At 58.2% G+C, this 16,847-nt stretch carries 16 protein-coding genes; 11 read left to right on the forward strand and 5 right to left on the reverse strand.

Annotated features, from left to right (window positions below):
* Positions 1 to 77 precede the first annotated feature (77 nt).
* From MLC70_RS11950 to sthA, 10 genes are all read left to right on the forward strand, one after another.
* Positions 78 to 1,532: a glyceraldehyde-3-phosphate dehydrogenase gene (locus MLC70_RS11950; RefSeq protein ID WP_410797591.1), complete on the forward strand. Its 1,455-nt coding sequence runs from the start codon at positions 78 to 80 to the stop codon at positions 1,530 to 1,532.
* Positions 1,533 to 1,784: 252 nt separating this feature from the next.
* Positions 1,785 to 3,131, forward strand: a complete 1,347-nt coding sequence (locus tag MLC70_RS11955; protein ID WP_248184024.1) for a Na(+)-translocating NADH-quinone reductase subunit A — start codon at positions 1,785 to 1,787, stop codon at positions 3,129 to 3,131.
* A 4-nt stretch (positions 3,132 to 3,135) separates the two neighbouring features.
* The gene (locus tag MLC70_RS11960; protein WP_248184025.1) at positions 3,136 to 4,344 is read left to right on the forward strand and encodes an NADH:ubiquinone reductase (Na(+)-transporting) subunit B; all 1,209 of its coding nucleotides are present in this window, start codon (positions 3,136 to 3,138) and stop codon (positions 4,342 to 4,344) included.
* Positions 4,337 to 5,140, forward strand: coding sequence for a Na(+)-translocating NADH-quinone reductase subunit C (locus MLC70_RS11965; protein ID WP_248184026.1), 804 nt, complete (start codon positions 4,337 to 4,339; stop codon positions 5,138 to 5,140). Before MLC70_RS11960 ends, MLC70_RS11965 begins: the two co-directional genes overlap by 8 nt.
* 2 nt (positions 5,141 to 5,142) lie before the next feature.
* On the forward strand, positions 5,143 to 5,808 hold the full coding sequence (locus MLC70_RS11970; RefSeq protein ID WP_248184028.1) for an NADH:ubiquinone reductase (Na(+)-transporting) subunit D: 666 nt from the start codon (positions 5,143 to 5,145) through the stop codon (positions 5,806 to 5,808).
* Positions 5,808 to 6,416 (forward strand): NADH:ubiquinone reductase (Na(+)-transporting) subunit E, encoded by a 609-nt coding sequence (nqrE, locus tag MLC70_RS11975; protein WP_248184029.1) that lies wholly within the window; start codon positions 5,808 to 5,810, stop codon positions 6,414 to 6,416. The genes MLC70_RS11970 and nqrE overlap by 1 nt, the downstream gene beginning before the upstream one ends.
* A 37-nt stretch (positions 6,417 to 6,453) precedes the next feature.
* A complete protein-coding gene (nqrF, locus tag MLC70_RS11980) occupies positions 6,454 to 7,680 on the forward strand; it encodes an NADH:ubiquinone reductase (Na(+)-transporting) subunit F (RefSeq protein WP_248184030.1) in 1,227 nt (408 codons plus the stop codon).
* Between the two features lie 9 nt (positions 7,681 to 7,689).
* A complete protein-coding gene (locus MLC70_RS11985; RefSeq protein ID WP_248184031.1) occupies positions 7,690 to 8,739 on the forward strand; it encodes an FAD:protein FMN transferase in 1,050 nt (349 codons plus the stop codon).
* Positions 8,740 to 8,751: 12 nt separating this feature from the next.
* Positions 8,752 to 8,991 (forward strand): (Na+)-NQR maturation NqrM, encoded by a 240-nt coding sequence (gene nqrM, locus MLC70_RS11990; RefSeq protein ID WP_248184033.1) that lies wholly within the window; start codon positions 8,752 to 8,754, stop codon positions 8,989 to 8,991.
* A 53-nt stretch (positions 8,992 to 9,044) separates the two neighbouring features.
* Positions 9,045 to 10,436, forward strand: a complete 1,392-nt coding sequence (gene sthA, locus MLC70_RS11995; protein ID WP_248184034.1) for a Si-specific NAD(P)(+) transhydrogenase — start codon at positions 9,045 to 9,047, stop codon at positions 10,434 to 10,436.
* A 66-nt stretch (positions 10,437 to 10,502) separates the two neighbouring features.
* On the opposite strand, the gene MLC70_RS12000 is transcribed toward sthA, so the two are convergent.
* The 5 genes from MLC70_RS12000 to dusA all read right to left on the reverse strand — a co-directional run bounded on the left by MLC70_RS12000 (position 10,503) and on the right by dusA (position 15,105).
* Positions 10,503 to 11,300 (reverse strand): glycerophosphodiester phosphodiesterase, encoded by a 798-nt coding sequence (locus MLC70_RS12000; protein ID WP_248184035.1) that lies wholly within the window; start codon positions 11,298 to 11,300, stop codon positions 10,503 to 10,505.
* Positions 11,297 to 12,424, reverse strand: a complete 1,128-nt coding sequence (locus MLC70_RS12005; RefSeq protein ID WP_248184036.1) for a 3-deoxy-7-phosphoheptulonate synthase — start codon at positions 12,422 to 12,424, stop codon at positions 11,297 to 11,299. Before MLC70_RS12005 ends, MLC70_RS12000 begins: the two co-directional genes overlap by 4 nt.
* Positions 12,425 to 12,451: 27 nt before the next feature.
* Positions 12,452 to 12,901 carry a tellurite resistance TerB family protein gene (locus MLC70_RS12010; protein ID WP_248184037.1) on the reverse strand — a complete coding sequence of 150 codons (450 nt, stop codon included), beginning with the start codon at positions 12,899 to 12,901 and terminating at the stop codon, positions 12,452 to 12,454.
* A gap of 34 nt (positions 12,902 to 12,935) precedes the next feature.
* Positions 12,936 to 13,901 (reverse strand): transaldolase, encoded by a 966-nt coding sequence (tal, locus tag MLC70_RS12015; RefSeq protein ID WP_248184038.1) that lies wholly within the window; start codon positions 13,899 to 13,901, stop codon positions 12,936 to 12,938.
* 145 nt (positions 13,902 to 14,046) lie between these two features.
* Positions 14,047 to 15,105 carry a tRNA dihydrouridine(20/20a) synthase DusA gene (dusA, locus tag MLC70_RS12020; RefSeq protein WP_282448439.1) on the reverse strand — a complete coding sequence of 353 codons (1,059 nt, stop codon included), beginning with the start codon at positions 15,103 to 15,105 and terminating at the stop codon, positions 14,047 to 14,049.
* Positions 15,106 to 15,317: 212 nt separating this feature from the next.
* Between dusA and MLC70_RS12025 the strand changes: the two genes are divergently transcribed.
* Positions 15,318 to 16,784, forward strand: coding sequence for a DEAD/DEAH box helicase family protein (locus tag MLC70_RS12025; protein ID WP_248184039.1), 1,467 nt, complete (start codon positions 15,318 to 15,320; stop codon positions 16,782 to 16,784).
* The last annotated feature ends 63 nt before the right edge of the window (positions 16,785 to 16,847 follow it).

A 16,847-nucleotide genomic window follows, 5' to 3' on the forward strand; every position in this document is an offset into this window, starting at 1 on the left:
TGGCGGTTTAAGTTGGATAATATGCGCCCTATTTTCCAAGTGCCAACTGCAGAGGTTCAAGCGTGAGTCACGAACAGATCAACCAGCACCTGTCTAACTGGACCGACAGAGAATCCACTGCGGAAGCGATGATTCCGCTGATCGGCCGCCTGTACCGCAAGAACAACGTGGTGACCTCCGTTTACGGTCGCGCCATCATTAACCAGTCGGTTATCGGAATCATTCGTGCTCACCGTTTTGTGCGCCAGGTAGAAGACAGCGGGTTGTCGGTTCATGACACGCTGCCCATCCTGCAGGCCATGGACAAGATGGAGCTTGGCACTGCCCACGTGGACATCGGCAAGCTGGCGGTCAAGTTCAAGGCCGAAGGCGGTTCGCTTGAGGATTTTCTCAACCGTGAAATCGGTCCGATTGTGGGTCAGTACGCGGCTCAGTCCGAGCAGAACGCCGAGAATGGCACCAAAGACGTTGTTCTCTATGGTTTCGGCCGTATCGGCCGGTTGCTGGCACGTATCCTGATTGAAAAGGCCGGTGGCGGTAACAACCTGCGCCTGCGTGCGATCGTGGTTCGCCAGGGCGGCGCCGAGAACGATCTGGAGAAGCGCGCCAGCCTGCTGCGTCGTGACTCCGTGCACGGTCCTTTCGATGGCACCATCACTGTCGATGCCGAGAACTCCGCGCTGATCGCCAATGGAAACTACATCCAGGTGATCTACTCCAAAGGTCCGGACCAGGTAGACTACAACGCCTACGGCATCGACAACGCCATCGTGATCGACAACACCGGTATCTGGCGCGACGAGGCCGGCCTCAGCCTGCATCTGAAGTCCAAGGGTGTGAGCCGCGTGATCCTGACTGCGCCGGGTAAGGGTGACATCAAGAACATCGTGTATGGCATCAACAACGACTGGATCACTGACGAAGACAAGATTCTGTCAGCGGCCTCCTGTACCACCAACGCGATCACGCCGGTACTGAAGGCGATTCATGACGAATACGGTATCGAGGACGGCCACGTTGAAACCGTTCACTCATACACCAACGACCAGAACCTGATCGACAACTACCACAAGGGCAGCCGCCGTGGTCGTAGTGCCGCGCTCAACATGGTGATCACCGAGACGGGTGCCGCCAAGGCAGTCGCCAAGGCATTGCCGGAACTGAAAGGCAAGCTGACCGGCAACGCCATCCGCGTGCCGACCCCGAACGTGTCCATGGCCATCCTTAACCTGAACCTCAAGAAGGACGTGGACGTTGAGGGCGTGAACGAGTACCTGCGTGAAATGGCGCTGCACTCTGAGTTGCAGAAGCAGATCGATTTCGTTAATTCGCCGGAAGTAGTGTCTACCGACTTCGTGGGCTCCCGCCATGCCGGTATCGTTGACTCCCAGGCCACCATTGCCGGTGGCAAGCGACTGATCCTGTACGTGTGGTACGACAACGAGTTCGGCTACAGTGCCCAGGTGGTTCGTGTGGTGAACCAGATGGCCGGCGTGACTTACCCGATTTTCCCCAAGCGCGCCCGCGACTGATCTTTCCCTGAAGGATCGCGAAACCCCGTCAGCTCGCGCTGGCGGGGTTTCTTTTTTTGGCCCCGAAAAAACCGCCGCAAGTTACGTTCGTGCACAAAGTCCGCGGGGTTTCTGGTGGAAATGAGGTTAACTAATCTCTATAATTGGCGCGATTTTGGGTACGTCTGGCACCCCGTTTCTCAACATTTCCTGGGCCGCAGGTGTCTGGCGTTACAAATCCATAGAATAGTTTCTGATGATTGGATGAGGCTAATGATCAAGATCAAAAAAGGCCTGGATCTTCCCATCAGCGGCGCTCCCGAACAGACCATTACTGATGGCAAAGCCGTTCGCCACGTGGCGTTGATCGGTTTTGACTACAACGGCATGAAGCCGACGATGGCTGTGAAAGAGGGAGACCGTGTCAAGCGCGGTACGCTGCTGTTCACGGACAAGAAGACCGAGGGCGTTCGTTACACTTCACCGGCTGCCGGTGTGGTGAAAGAAATTAACCGCGGTGAGCGCCGCGTGTTCCAGTCGGTTGTCGTCGAGATCGATGGCGATGACGCGGAAACCTTCGCGCGCTACAGCGATGCCGGCCTGGCGGGTCTGGAACGCCAGCAGGTGGTTGATAATCTGGTTGAATCCGGTCTGTGGACAACGCTGAGAACGCGTCCCTACAGCAAGGTGCCCACCATCGATTCAGCGCCTCATTCCATTTTCGTCTCTGTGATGGACACCAATCCCCTGGCCGCTGACCCGACCGTGATCATCCGTGAAAACGGTGCCGCGTTCGAAAAAGGCCTGAGAATCCTGGGCAAGCTGACCACCGGCAAGGTGTTTGTGACCGGCAAGCCCGGCTCAGACGTGCCGGTTCCCAAGGCGGATAATGTTGAGGTTCATCAGTTTGACGGCGTGCATCCGGCGGGCAACGTGGGTACTCACATCCACTACCTCGATCCGATTGCCGGCAACAAGCTGGTCTGGTCCATCGGTTATCAGGACGTCATCGACATCGCCAAACTGTTCGAAACCGGGGAACTTCCGGTCGAGCGCGTTGTCGCCATTGGTGGGCCCAAAGCCGCCAAGCCGCGTCTGGTGCGCACCCGTGTTGGTGCCAATCTGGACGAGCTGCTGGCAGACGAAGTGGCCACAGACTGCGACGTTCGGGTGATTTCCGGCTCGGTATTCGGCGGTCGCCGCAGCGACGGCCCCTGTGCCTATCTCGGCCGTTTCGCCAATCAGGTTTCGGTACTGGAAGAGGGTAACAAGCGCGAATTCATGGGCTGGCTGTCTCCGGGGCCGAATCGGTTCTCTACCCTGAACATCTACGTGTCCAAGTTGATGTCCGGCAAGCTGTTCAATTTCACCACCACCACCAATGGCAGTGAGCGCGCGATGGTTCCGGCCGGTGTCTACGAGCGGATCATGCCGCTGGACATTCTGCCCACCCAGCTGCTTCGGTCGCTGATTGTCGGTGATACCGAAATGGCACAGAAGCTCGGCGCTTTGGAGTTGGATGAAGAAGATCTGGCGCTGTGCACCTTTGTGTGCCCGGGTAAATATGAATATGGTCCGATTCTCCGCGAGAACCTGACCCGAATCGAGATCGAGGGCTAATACGATGGCTATCAGACAGTTTCTCGATGGAATCGAGCATCATTTTGAGAAGGGCGGCAAGTACGAGCGCTGGTATGCGCTGTACGAGGCCGTAGACACCATTTTCTACACCCCTGGCAAAGTGACTTCCACCACGGCACACGTGCGTGACGGCGTTGACCTCAAGCGCATCATGATTACCGTGTGGATGTGTACTTTCCCTGCGATGTTCTTCGGCATGTGGAACATCGGCTTTCAGGCCAACAGTTACCTTGCAACCAATCCGGATGCATTGATCGGCGACGGCGGCCTGCGGACTGCGTTCATTCAGGCGCTTGCCGTCACCGGCGCCGGTGCGGGTGTCTGGGACAACTTCGTATATGGCATGGCGTACTTCATACCCATCTACGCCGTCACCTTCGTGGTCGGTGGTTTCTGGGAAGTGCTGTTCGCGACGGTTCGCCGTCACGAAGTCAACGAAGGCTTCTTTGTCACGTCGGTGCTGTTTGCACTGATCTGCCCGCCGACCATTCCTTTGTGGCAGGTGGCCCTGGGTATCACCTTCGGTGTGGTTATCGGTAAGGAAGTGTTCGGCGGTACCGGCAAGAACTTCCTGAACCCGGCCCTGACCGGTCGTGCGTTCCTGTACTTCGCCTACCCGGCGCAGATTTCCGGTGACACCGTGTGGACCGCTGTCGACGGCTTCAGTGGCGCTACGGCGCTGAGCTGGGCTGCCAGTGGCGGCCTGGAAGCGCTGGAGACCCAGATTGGCTGGATGTCCGCCTTTATGGGCACGATCCAGGGTTCCATGGGCGAAACCTCCACCCTGGCCGTATTGATCGGCGGCGCGATCCTGTTGACGATGAAAATTGCCTCCTACCGCATTGTCGGGGGTGTGCTGATCGGCATGATTGCCACGTCCTTACTGTTGAACATTGTCGGCTCCGATACCAACCCCATGTTTGCCGTGCCTGCACACTGGCATCTGGTCATGGGTGGCTTTGCGTTCGGTATGATGTTCATGGCCACGGACCCGGTTTCTGCGGCCATGACCAACACCGGTCGTTGGTGCTTCGGCATCCTTGTGGGTGTGATGACAGTGTTGATCCGTGTGGTCAACCCGGCCTTCCCCGAGGGCATCATGCTGGCCATCCTCTTTGCCAACCTGTTTGCGCCATTGATGGACCACTACGTGGTTCAGGCCAACATCAAACGGAGGCTTGCTCGTGGCTAAAGCTAAAGAAACCGTCTCCAGAACACTGGTTGTTGCCGCAGTTCTGAGTATCTTTTTCTCGGTGGTGGTGTCTACTGCTGCCGTCGTGCTCAGACCGGCGCAGGTGAAGAACCAGAACCTCGATATCAAAACCAACATCCTGTCGGCTGCCGGCCTGCTGCCGCAAGGCGCCAGTGCCGCAGAAATTGAGGAACTGTTCGGCGAGTTCGAGGTGCGCCTGGTCGATCTCAACACCGGTGAGTACGTTGAACCGTCCGTGGTGAATGTGCAGGATCCGATGAAGTACGACATGTACAAGGCAGCATCGGACCCGAGTATGTCGACCAATATTCCGTCGTCCGAGGACAAGGCCGGCATCAAACGTCGTCCGAACGTTGCCAAGATCTACACCATGAGCGAGAACGGCGAAGTCACCCGCGTGGTGCTGCCCATTCACGGGTATGGCCTGTGGTCAACACTGTACGGGTTCATCTCATTGGAAGGTGACCTGAACACGATCGAAGGTCTGGGTTTCTACGCGCACGCCGAGACCCCGGGTCTGGGTGGCGAGGTGGATAACCCCCGCTGGAAGCAGCAGTGGGTGGGTAAAGAGGTCTACGACGGCGAGCGGGCCGAGCCCCAGGTTCGCCTGGTGAAAGGCGGCGTCAGTGCCGATGCTGCGGATCGCGAGCACAAAGTGGACGCGCTGTCCGGAGCGACGCTGACCAGCCGCGGTGTTGAGCAGCTCGTCAACTACTGGATGAGCGAGCGCGGCTTTGCGCCCTACTTGCAAAAACTTCGTGAAGGGGAGGTCTGATCATGGCAGACGCTTCAGCCAAACAGGTTCTCTTCGAGCCGATTTTCAGTAACAACCCGATCGCCCTGCAGATCCTCGGGATCTGCTCGGCACTGGCGGTGACCACCAGCATGAACGTAACCCTGGTTATGTGTGCGGCGGTTATCGCGGTAACGGCGTTTGCCAACCTGGCGGTATCGCTGGTTCGCACCCAGATTCCGGGCAGTATCCGGATCATCGTGCAGATGACCATCATCGCCTCGCTGGTTATCGTGGTGGACCAGGTGCTCAAGGCCTACGCCTACGAGATCTCCAAGCAGCTATCGGTGTTTGTGGGTCTGATCATCACCAACTGCATCGTAATGGGCCGCGCTGAAGGCTTTGCGATGAAGAACGGTCCTTACCTGAGCTTCCTCGACGGCATCGGTAACGGCCTGGGCTATTCAGTACTGCTGCTCTTTGTAGCGTTTTTCCGTGAACTGCTGGGCGCAGGATCCCTGTTCGGGATTTCCCTGATGCCGGTGGTCAACGAAGGCGGCTGGTACGTGCCGAACGGTATGATGCTGCTGCCGCCGAGCGCGTTCTTCATCATCGGTCTTGCGATCTGGGCACTGCGTGTCTGGAAGCCTGACCAGATCGAAGAGGCGGATTACAAGATGTCGCGCCAAACCGCCAAGGAGGCCTTCTGATGGAACACTATATCAGCTTGATTCTGAAGGCCATTTTTGTTGAGAACATGGCGCTGGCCTTCTTCCTCGGTATGTGCACATTCCTGGCGATTTCGAAGAAGATCGAAGCCGCTACGGGTCTGGGTATCGCCGTTGTGGTGGTGCTCACGGTCACGGTGCCGGTGAACAACCTGCTGTACAACAGCATCCTTCGTGACGGTGCGCTGGAGTGGGCCGGGTTGTCGAACGTGGACCTGAGCTTTCTCGGACTTATTACGTATATCGGTGTAATCGCTGCGATTGTTCAGATCATGGAGATGGTACTGGACAAGTACATTCCCTCGCTTTACGCCGCGTTGGGTGTGTTCCTGCCGCTGATCACAGTGAACTGCGCCATTCTGGGCGCGTCGCTGTTCATGGTTGAGCGGGACTATACCTTCGGCGAGAGTGTGGTGTACGGCTTCGGTGCCGGTGTGGGTTGGGCGTTGGCGATCGTTGCGCTGGCCGGCATCCGCGAAAAACTGAAGTACAGCGATGTGCCACCGGGACTGCGTGGCCTGGGCATCACCTTCATCACTGTGGGTCTGATGTCACTTGGCTTCATGTCGTTCTCAGGTATTTCACTGTAATCAACCCGGTGATTCGGTTTAACGAAAAGGCGAGACCATGAGTACTGAAATTATTCTTGGCGTGGTCATGTTCACCGTTATCGTACTGGCGCTGGTTGCGATTATTCTCGCGGCCCGTTCAAAGCTGGTAAGCACCGGTGATGTGACCATCGAAATCAATGACGACCCGGAACATACGCTGACCACCGAAGCCGGTGGCAAGCTGCTGGGAACTCTGGCAGGTAATGGTATTTTCCTGTCGTCCGCCTGTGGCGGCGGCGGCACCTGTGCCCAGTGCAAGTGCAAGGTTCTGGAAGGTGGCGGCGCCATGCTGCCCACCGAGAAGACCCACTTCACCAATCGTGAAGAGAAAGAAGGCTGGCGCCTGTCGTGCCAGGTGCCGGTAAAGCAGGACATGAAGGTCGAAGTGCCGGAAGAGTTCTTCGGCGTGAAGAAGTGGGAATGCGAAGTGGTGTCCAACCACAACGTGGCCACCTTCATCAAGGAACTGGTCCTGAAGCTGCCGGAAGGTGAGGAAGTGGACTTCCGCGCGGGCGGTTACGTTCAGCTTGAGTGCCCTCCGTACGAAATCGATTTCAAGGATTTCGTTATTGAGGAAGAGTTCCACGAAGACTGGGACAAGCACAACATCTGGCGTTACAAGGCCATCAACAAGGAAGACACCATTCGCGCCTACTCCATGGCGAACTATCCGGAAGAGAAAGGTGTTCTCAAGTTCAACATCCGTATCGCGACACCGCCCCCGGGCACTGATCACCTGCCGGGCATCATGTCCAGCTACGTGTTCAACCTGAAGCCGGGTGACAAAGTGACGGTGATGGGGCCGTTTGGTGAGTTCTTCGCCAAGAAGACCGATGCCGAAATGGTGTTCATCGGTGGTGGTGCCGGCATGGCGCCGATGCGCTCCCACATCTTTGACCAGCTCAAGCGCCTGAACTCGAAGCGCAAGATCAGCTTCTGGTACGGCGCCCGCAGTGTCCGCGAGATGTTCTACGTGGAAGACTTCGACGGCCTGGCCGAAGAGAATGACAACTTCGAGTGGCACGTTGCCCTGTCAGACGCGCTGCCGGAAGATAACTGGGAAGGCCCGACCGGCTTTATCCACAACGTGTTGTACGAAAACTATCTGAAGGACCACCCGGCGCCGGAAGACTGTGAGTTCTACATGTGTGGGCCCCCAATCATGAACGCATCCGTCATCAAGATGCTCAAAGATATGGGTGTCGAAGACGAGAACATCATGCTGGATGACTTCGGAGGGTAATCAGCTCAGATGACATCCCGCATGTTCCGACCCGCCAGGGTGGCAGTGACCAGCGTCCTCATGACGCTGGCCCTGGTCGCGCTGGCGGGTTGTTCGTTTGAGAAGCCGCAACAGATTTGGGAAATTGCCGGACCTGTCTTCGGCACCCGCTATCATATCAACGTCGTATTGACCGACGACGAGGCCTCGCTTGAGAATCTGGGCGAGGGCATAACAGAGGTTCTTGAAGAGGTTGACGCTTCCATGTCGACCTGGCGTGAGGATTCCGAGCTCTCCCGCCTGAACGGTCGCGAAGATCAGTCCGACTGGATTGATATTTCCGTGCCGCTTCACGAAGTGCTCGCCACCGCGGTCGACGTATCCAGCCTGACCGGGGGTGCGTTTGATATCACCATCGGCCCTGTGGTCAATCTCTGGGGATTCGGCCCTGAAGCCCGCCCGGACAAGGTGCCTGATGACGACGAGCTGGCGGCACGTCTGGACGCTACCGGGTACGAAAAGCTCGAGTTGAGAGCGGAGCCCCCGGCAATCCGGGCCAGCAAGTCCCAGTACATTGATCTTTCGGCCATCGCCAAGGGGTACGGGGTCGACGCCGTCTCCCGCTTTCTCGAGAATGCCGGCGTGGCGTCGTACCTCGTCGAGATCGGCGGGGAAGTGCGGGTCAACGGCCGCAAACCGGATGGCAGCGCTTGGCGATTGGCCATCGAAGAGCCGGTGTCGGAGCAGCGCCAGATCAACCGGGTAGTGGCGCTCGACGAGCATGCCATGGCGACGTCCGGCGACTATCGTAACTATTACGAATCGGAAGGCCGTCGTTATTCGCATACAATAGACCCAGATACCGGTCGGCCCATCGTGCACAATCTCGCGTCGGTCACGGTGATCGCCGAGAACACCATGCTGGCGGATGCGTTGGCAACGGGGTTCAACGTTATGGGATACGAACGGGCACAGGCGTTGGCCACCCGCGAAAACATAGCGGCTTATTTCATTGTGCGTCGTGATGGCGGGTTCGAGAGCCATCACACCCCTGCATTCACGTCGTACCTTACTCAGTAAAGGGGAGGCCTTATGGGTACCTTTCTGTTGGTTTTGTTGATTGTTTCGGTTCTGGTGGCCGCCATGTCGGTGGGCGTTATTTTTGGCCGCAAGCCCATCAGCGGCACCTGTGGTGGTATCGGGGCGTTGGGTATCAACCAGTCCTGTGATATCTGTGGCGGTAACACCCAGAAATGTGAAGAGGAGAATGAGCGGGTTGCCAACGAGGGCAATGCTGCGAACTCGCTGAGTTACGACGCCACCAGGAAATAATAAGACAGTTTCACGCGTATCACTTGCGACGTACTTAAGGAGTCACTGCACGCATGGCAGAACATCATTACGACGTCGTCGTTATCGGCGCTGGTCCTTCCGGAGAAGGTGCAGCGATGAATGCGACGAAACACGGCAAACGTGTCGCGATCATCGAAGACAAGCCCACCGTTGGTGGTAACTGCACCCACTGGGGAACCATCCCCTCCAAGGCGCTGCGTCACTCCGTCAAGCAGATCATCACCTTTAACACCAATCAGATGTTCCGCGACATTGGTGAGCCGCGCTGGTTCTCGTTCCCGCGGGTACTGCAGAACGCCCAGAAAGTGATCGGCAAGCAGGTCAAGCTGCGCACCCAGTTCTATGCCCGCAACCGGGTGGAGCTGATCAACGGTCGCGCCTATTTCCTGGACGCTAACCGGATCGAGGTACGTGGCGCCAAGTCGGCAGAAATCCTGCATTTCAAGCAGGCAATCATTGCCACCGGTTCGCGGCCGTATCTGCCGCCGGATGTGGATTTCCGCCACCACCGAATCTACAACTCGGATTCTATTCTGAACCTCTCCCACACCCCGCGCACGTTGATTATTTACGGTGCCGGCGTTATCGGTTCGGAATACGCCTCGATCTTTGCAGGCCTGGGCGTGAAAGTGGACCTGATTAACCCGGGCAGCCGACTGCTGACTTTCCTCGACGATGAGATTTCCGACGCACTGAGCTACCACCTGCGCAACAACGGTGTGCTGGTGCGGCACAACGAAGAATACGAACGGGTCGACGGCGATGATGCCGGCGTGGTGCTGTCGCTGAAATCCGGCAAAAAGATTCGCGCCGATGCGTTCCTGTGGTGTAACGGGCGCAGCGGCAATACCGAAAAGCTGGGCCTGGAAAACGTGGGCCTCGAGCCCAACGGCCGTGGCCAATTGAAGGTGGACGAGCATTACCGCACCGAGGTCGAGAACATCTACGCCGCCGGCGATGTGATCGGTTGGCCGAGCCTGGCCAGTGCCGCCTATGATCAGGGCCGCTCAGCCTCGTCTGATATTGTTCATGACGAGTATTTCCGCTACGTCTCGGATGTACCCACAGGGATTTACACCATCCCGGAGATCAGCTCTGTCGGCAAAACCGAGCGCGAGCTGACCGAAGCCAAGGTGCCTTACGAAGTGGGCCAGGCGTTTTTCAAGGATTTGGCGCGAGCGCAGATCACCGGCGATGCGGTAGGCATGCTGAAGATCCTGTTCCACCGCGAGACACGGGAAATTCTGGGCATTCACTGTTTTGGCGACCAGGCGGCCGAGATCGTCCACATCGGTCAGGCCATCATGAACCAGAAAGGCGAAGCCAATTCGTTGAATTATTTCATCAACACCACGTTCAATTACCCGACCATGGCGGAAGCCTACCGGGTGGCGGCGCTGAACGGCCTGAATCGCATTTTCTGAGTGGGCTGAAGCCAGAAACCGGGTGCCGGAGGAAAGTCCGCCACCCGGTTTTTTATGGCCGAAGGATCAGTTGGTGGGCAGGGCCGCGGGCTCGCCTGTGCTGTCCGCCGAATCGCTGCGGGTCAGGGCCAGAACGGAATTGGCACGGTTATCGAAGAACATGCGGGTGCTGGTAGGGAAGTCCGAAATGATGCTGTTCACCCCCTGCTGCTCCAGCTCCAGCATGTCGTGGATACGGTTCACCGTCCAGGCGGACACGTGCATGCCGCGCCGGTGGGCGTCCTCTACAATGGCCTTGCTGCAGATTTTCCAGTTGATGCACAGGTAATCGCAATGCAGGCGCGCCGCCAGATTGACCGGGCGCGGGAATTTCTTCTCGGTGACCAGGCCAAGCCGGATCTGTGTGTCGCGCCGGCGCATCTGCTGCAGGAACCAGGTATCCGAGGACGTCACCGCCACCTGTTGATACAGGTTCCGCCGCTGAACGATCTCGGTCAGGCGATTACACAGGACGTTGAGCCGCTGGCGGCTGTCTTTCTTGACCTCCAGTTGCAGGTGCTCAAGGTCCGGAAATTCGTCCAGCAGATCTTCCAGCGAGGGCACGCCCGCCTTGCGGGGCCACGGTGTGCCGTTGCGCCGGGCGTCCATGGCGGCCAGCTCGTCTGCGGTGTAATTGGCCACCGCGCCTTTCTGGCCCGTGGTGCGATCCACGGTCAGGTCGTGAATGATCACTGGTTTGCCATCTTTGGACAGCACCAGATCAAACTCGAAATGACGAATGCCGTGGCGATAGGCGTGGGTAAACCCCGCCAGGGTATTTTCCGGGGCTTCGCCCTTGGCACCCCGGTGTCCGTACACAATCATTCTGTGGCTGATTCCTTCAAGCGTTGATAAATGGCCTGGCGTTGCTTCCAGGTGTCGTGGCACAGGCGAATGTCTTCGAGGTACGCCGGCAATTCCCGCATCAGCAGGGCCTGTGGGCCGTCCACCAGCGCTTTCTCCGGTTTCGGGTGGAAATCCACCAGTACCATGTTGGCGCCGGCAATAACGCCCTGAGCGGTGGCGTGCATGACATCGAGGATGCCATCGGGCGCCCGGTCGCGGCTGCCCACCGAGTGCGACGGATCCACACACACTGGCATCCGGGTCAGTCGCTTCACCGCAGGCACATGGGCAAAATCCACCATGTTGCGGTGCGGCTGGCCGGCTTCGGTTTTCATGCCGCGCAAACAGAAGATCACGTTGGCGTTACCCTCGCTGGCCAGGTATTCCGCCGCATTCAGGGATTCGTTCAGGGTAATACCGAACCCCCGCTTCAACAGCACCGGGTAGGTGCTCTGGCGGCCAATGGCCTTCAGCAGCTCGAAGTTCTGGGTGTTGCGTGTGCCGACCTGCAGCATCACCCCGGTGGGGCGGCCCAGCTTTTCGAGGCAGGTGTCGATCTCCTCGATGTGGCTTTCATGGGTAATCTCCATGGCAACCACCTTGATACCATGCTTCCCGGCTTTCTCGAACACCCAGGGTAAGCACCCCTTGCCGTGGCCCTGGAACGAATAGGGGTTGGTGCGCGGCTTGTAGGCGCCCATGCGGGTGCAGACTTCGCCATGCTCTTCCAGCGCCTGCATCATCATCTCGACGTGCTCCGGCACATCCACGGCGCACAGTCCCGCGAAGATGTTCAGGTTTGACTGGCTGAACTCCACCCCGTTGTAGGTAAAGCCACTCTGGCGGCGATCATCCCGATGGCGACCCAGAATACGGTAGTCGTCGGATATGCGGATCGCCCGCTCCACCGCAGGCAGGGCCTCGATCTCCTCCTTGTCCAGGGACTTGGTATCGCCGAGCAGGTAGATTTCCGTCAACCGCTGAGTGGCGCCCTGAATCTCATGAACCCGCACGGTGACCCCGGGCAGATGCTCCAGAAAGTGCAGGGTCTGCCGGTAGGCTTCGCTGTCCAACGGAGTGTCGGGATGAAGAATGGCTAACATGATCGCTCCTTGTTCGGTGCTTTGGGGTCAGCTCGCGGCGTCGGCCCGGTGGCGTGCCTGCATGTATTCGCGGTGGTTGAGATGGAGCAGGTCCGCCATTCTGCGAATCAGGTGTTCTTCGTACTTGTCGATGCGGCCATCGGCAAACGCCACCCGCCAGATGTTCTCCAGCAACGACTGCTTGGCCGCCTGATCCAGGTGTTCGTTGATCTGCCCGGTGAACTCATAGAGCGACGTGGCTTCATCCGCGTGGCTTAATGCGTTCTGCAGGATGTCTTCCGCTTCTTCCCGGGTCACTTGGTGCACGTTCACCGCCAGATCGAGAATGGCTTGCAGTTCCCGGTCGTCTTCGTTGTTGTCCACACGGGAAAGTTGCACCATCAGGGCGGTGGCGGCGACGGCCAGTTGATGCGGGTCCGGCGCTTCGCGGGCATCACCCTCGTTGGGGGCAAACAACTGCTTCAGGCGTTCGATCATGGTGGGGCGGATCCTCCGGTGTTTGCGAATAGGGTTACGCGGCGCTCGCCAGCTTGCGCACCCGGCTCTCCAGCTCAATCTGGTCCGCGGCGAAGCGGCGGATGCCGTCTGCCAGCTTCTCGGTGGCCATGGCGTCCTCATTGGATTCCCAGCGGAACAGGCGCTCATCCAGTGTGCCGGGCTTGTCCTGGCTACTGGCTGTGGCAGGAGAGAGCTGGCGCTCAAGCGTGCCGGCGTCGTCCTTCAGTTCCTGCAACAGGGCAGGGCTGATGGTGAGGCGGTCACAACCTGCCAGCATCTCGATCTCACCGATGTTGCGGAAGCTCGCGCCCATGACCACGGTTTTGTAATCGTTGGTCTTATAGTAATTGTAGATGCGCGAGACCGACTGCACGCCGGGGTCTTCCGCCGCCGGGTAGCTGTCGCGGCCGCTGTTGGCCAGGTGCCAGTCCAGAATACGGCCCACGAACGGGGAGATCAGGAACGCCCCGGCGTCGGCACAGGCGGCGGCCTGAATGAAGGAGAACAGCAGCGTCAGGTTGCAGTGAACGCCTTCCTTCTCCAACTGCTCCGCAGCGCGAATACCTTCCCAGGTGGAGGCAATCTTGATCAGCACCCGGCTGGTGTCTACGCCTTGCTGGTCGTAAAGCTCAATCAGGCGGCGGGCACGGGCCAGGGTGGCGTCGGTGTCAAACGACAGGCGGGCATCCACTTCGGTGGAGACCACACCGGGTATCAGCTCCAGAATCTCGCGGCCGGCCAGCACCGCCAGCGTATCGGTGGCGTACGCCAGTTGCTCGGTATCCGACCCGCCCTGGCGGCTGGCCATGGCTATGGCTTTGTCCAGCATCGGGCGGTAGGCGTCGGACGCCGCCGCTTTCAGCAGCAGGGACGGGTTGGTGGTGGCATCTTCCGGGCGCCATTGAGCAATGGCTTGCAGATCACCGGTATCGGCAACCACCGTGGTCATGGTTTTCAGTTGTTCAAGTTTGCTGGTCATTCGTCGTCCTGTCGTCCCGGTTGATTCGTTATTGGAGCACCCGCTCCTTGGGTGTTGGCGCGCATCTCACGCAGAGTTTGCGGCAATTTCCCTACAATAACGGGCTGGTCTGACAGGAACAAGACAACAAAAGGTATAGATCCGATTAAGCCGGCGCTATCACCGGTTTTTCAGGCTCGTGGACCCGCGCGAGGGCTTCCTCGATCACTTCCAGCCCGGCCCCGGTTTTGTGGGCGTTCTCGCTGATGTGGCGGCGGAACTGACGCCCCCCGGGCTGCCCGTGGAACAGCCCCAGCAGGTGACGTGACATGTGTGTAAGAAACACGCCCCGCTCAAGCTCACGCTGAATAAAGGGCAGCGTCGCCCGCAACGCCTCATGGCGGCTCTGTACCGGCGCGGCCTGCCCGAAGAACTCGGGATCGACGCCGGCCAGCAACCAGGGGTTGTGGTACGCCTCCCGGCCCAGCATCACGCCGTCGGTGTGTTGCAGGTGCTGGTGGCATTCCTCAAAGGTCTTGATGCCGCCGTTGATGATGATCTCCAGCTCCGGGTATTTCGCCTTCAGACGATACACCCAGTCGTACTTCAGCGGCGGAATGTCGCGGTTTTCCTTGGGGCTCAGGCCCTCAAGGATGGCAATGCGGGCGTGAACAATAAACGTACGGCAGCCGGCGGCGGCAACCTTTTCCACAAACTCGCACAGATCGTCCCAGGACTCCCGGCCGTCAATCCCGATCCGGTGCTTGACCGTGACCGGCAGGCCGGTGGCGTCAATCATTGCCCGTACGCCCTCGGCCACCTTGTCCGGATGCCCCATCAGGCAGGCACCGATCATGTTGTTCTGCACCCGATCGCTGGGGCAGCCCACATTCAGGTTCACCTCATCAAACCCATACTGCTCCGCCAACGTCGCGCAATGCGCCAGCTCACCGGCATCACTGCCGCCCAGCTGCAACGCCAGCGGGTACTCCGCCTCGTCATGGCGCAGGAAGCGGGCGGTATCGCCATGGATCAGCGCACCGGTGGTTACCATCTCCGTGTACAGCAGCGTATTGCGGCTCAGCTGGCGCGCCAGATAACGGAAGTGGGTAGTGGTCCAGTCCATCATGGGGGCCACGCAGAAGCGGCGAGACGGGCCGGAACCAGCACTCTGGTCACGAGCCTGAGAAAGGTTGGTGGTGTGTGTGGCGTTGTTTGCGGTCATTGACTGCTTGATCCGAATCTTTGTGTGTTCTGCCGCGGCGATTGTTCGGCGGCTAATAATTGAGCGCATTGTATCAGGAACGGGTTTTGTGGGCCGTAGGGCTTTTGCGAAATCTAAGACGAGGCTTTGACGGAAGTTGGCCATCAGATCACCAACTGCTAACCTGGTTAATCAATAAGTAGGGTGCGAAGCAGCTGCAAGGAAACCACCAAATGCCAGACACGCTAGGCTATTACGACAATAATGCCGCAGCGTTTGTAGAGGCGACGTTTGAGGTCAGAATGAACGAACTCTACGAGGAATTTCTACCAATGGTCCCTGGCGGTGGCCACATTTTAGACGCAGGCTGTGGTTCTGGCCGGGACGCACTTTATTTCTCTCAAAGCGGCTACCGCGTGACGGCCTTTGATGGCTCCGAATCGATTGCTATGCTCGCTTCGAAGAAGTCTGGGCTGTCAGTTCAGCATCGAACATTTTCCGATGTGTCTGAGCTCAGCGTTTACGATGGTATTTGGGCCTGTGCCAGCTTATTGCATTTCCCGGAATCCGACGTCCCAGATGCGATTGAGCGTCTCTGGCTTGCCTTGAAACCCAGTCGTGCTCTGTATATGAGTTTTAAGGTCGGTTCGGGTGAGCGGCAAAGTAATGGCCGTCACTTTACTGATGCCAATGAAGATCTGGCCGAGCGATGGATACACCATTTGTCTCAAGTGGAATCATTCAGACTTTGGCGCACAACTGATCAGCGTCCGGGACGAGACGAGCAGTGGCTGAACATTCTGGTATGCAAACAGCACGCGCCCCACAAGCAGCTCACAATTGGGGGAAAGAGCCACCATTTTCTCCCAAAGCTGTGCCATGGCATCCGGTCGGCAGATCAGGTACATATGGCCGTCGCGTTTGTCAAAACGACCGGTTTAAACCTCCTTTTCCCCGACCTTATTAGCGCCCTTCAACGTGATTCCTCACCGGTCACTATCAAGATTCTAACCAGTGATTATTTGGATATTACTGACCCGGAGGCATTGCGAAAGTTGGTCCTTTTGCAGGATCAAGGTGCCCAAGTAAGGGTCTACCAAAGTCGCGGCAGCAGTTTTCACATGAAGGCTTACCTGTTCGCAGGTCACTCCGGTAATGACCAGTCTTGGGGTAGGGCTTTCATAGGCTCCAGCAATATCAGCCGCCAAGCGTTACAGGATGGATTGGAGTGGAACTACCAAGTGGATTTTCCCCCGGACCCCGGCTACCTGGAGGCCGTCAGCCGGTTTGAGGAATTGTTTCAGCATCCCAACGTGGTCCCCCTTACCGACCAATGGATAGATGACTACGCCAAGCGAAGGGTGCCGCCACCTCTGCCAGTTGCCCCCGGCAGTGCAGAACAGGAGCCTTCACCCAAACCAAATGAGGTTCAGGCAGCCGCACTGAATGCACTGGAGCAGACCCGCGAAGAGGGTTACCGACGGGGCTTGGTGGTTTTGGCAACAGGGCTCGGGAAAACCTGGCTCTCGGCCTTCGACGCAGTGCAGGTGGGTGCTCGACGAATTCTATTTGTCGCCCACCGGGAAGAAATTCTTCACCAGGCGGCAGCAACTTACCTTCGCATCAAGCCCGAGAGTCGGGTTGGGTTTTACATGGGCAAGCAACGGGATCGCTCAGTGGACATCCGTAAGCGCCAATAAATCCGCACCTGTGGCTGGCAACTGAATTTCGCCACACTGATTCCTGCTTTCAAATGAAGGAGG

This window comes from Marinobacter goseongensis, assembly GCF_023156235.1.
In the GTDB taxonomy this organism is placed as follows: domain Bacteria; phylum Pseudomonadota; class Gammaproteobacteria; order Pseudomonadales; family Oleiphilaceae; genus Marinobacter; species Marinobacter goseongensis.

What these genes read in the sequence shown, in the direction of transcription:
- MLC70_RS12010 (WP_248184037.1), bottom strand. Translation starts at nt 12,901, where the DNA reads ATGATCGAACGCCTGAAGCAGTTGTTTGCCCCCAACGAGGGTGATGCC.
- sthA (WP_248184034.1), top strand. Translation starts at nt 9,045, where the DNA reads ATGGCAGAACATCATTACGACGTCGTCGTTATCGGCGCTGGTCCTTCC.
- MLC70_RS12000 (WP_248184035.1), bottom strand. Translation starts at nt 11,300, where the DNA reads ATGATTGTGTACGGACACCGGGGTGCCAAGGGCGAAGCCCCGGAAAAT.
- MLC70_RS11960 (WP_248184025.1), top strand. Translation starts at nt 3,136, where the DNA reads ATGGCTATCAGACAGTTTCTCGATGGAATCGAGCATCATTTTGAGAAG.
- MLC70_RS11955 (WP_248184024.1), top strand. Translation starts at nt 1,785, where the DNA reads ATGATCAAGATCAAAAAAGGCCTGGATCTTCCCATCAGCGGCGCTCCC.
- dusA (WP_282448439.1), bottom strand. Translation starts at nt 15,105, where the DNA reads ATGACCGCAAACAACGCCACACACACCACCAACCTTTCTCAGGCTCGT.
- tal (WP_248184038.1), bottom strand. Translation starts at nt 13,901, where the DNA reads ATGACCAGCAAACTTGAACAACTGAAAACCATGACCACGGTGGTTGCC.
- nqrM (WP_248184033.1), top strand. Translation starts at nt 8,752, where the DNA reads ATGGGTACCTTTCTGTTGGTTTTGTTGATTGTTTCGGTTCTGGTGGCC.
- nqrE (WP_248184029.1), top strand. Translation starts at nt 5,808, where the DNA reads ATGGAACACTATATCAGCTTGATTCTGAAGGCCATTTTTGTTGAGAAC.
- MLC70_RS11970 (WP_248184028.1), top strand. Translation starts at nt 5,143, where the DNA reads ATGGCAGACGCTTCAGCCAAACAGGTTCTCTTCGAGCCGATTTTCAGT.
- MLC70_RS11985 (WP_248184031.1), top strand. Translation starts at nt 7,690, where the DNA reads ATGACATCCCGCATGTTCCGACCCGCCAGGGTGGCAGTGACCAGCGTC.
- MLC70_RS12005 (WP_248184036.1), bottom strand. Translation starts at nt 12,424, where the DNA reads ATGTTAGCCATTCTTCATCCCGACACTCCGTTGGACAGCGAAGCCTAC.
- MLC70_RS12025 (WP_248184039.1), top strand. Translation starts at nt 15,318, where the DNA reads ATGCCAGACACGCTAGGCTATTACGACAATAATGCCGCAGCGTTTGTA.
- nqrF (WP_248184030.1), top strand. Translation starts at nt 6,454, where the DNA reads ATGAGTACTGAAATTATTCTTGGCGTGGTCATGTTCACCGTTATCGTA.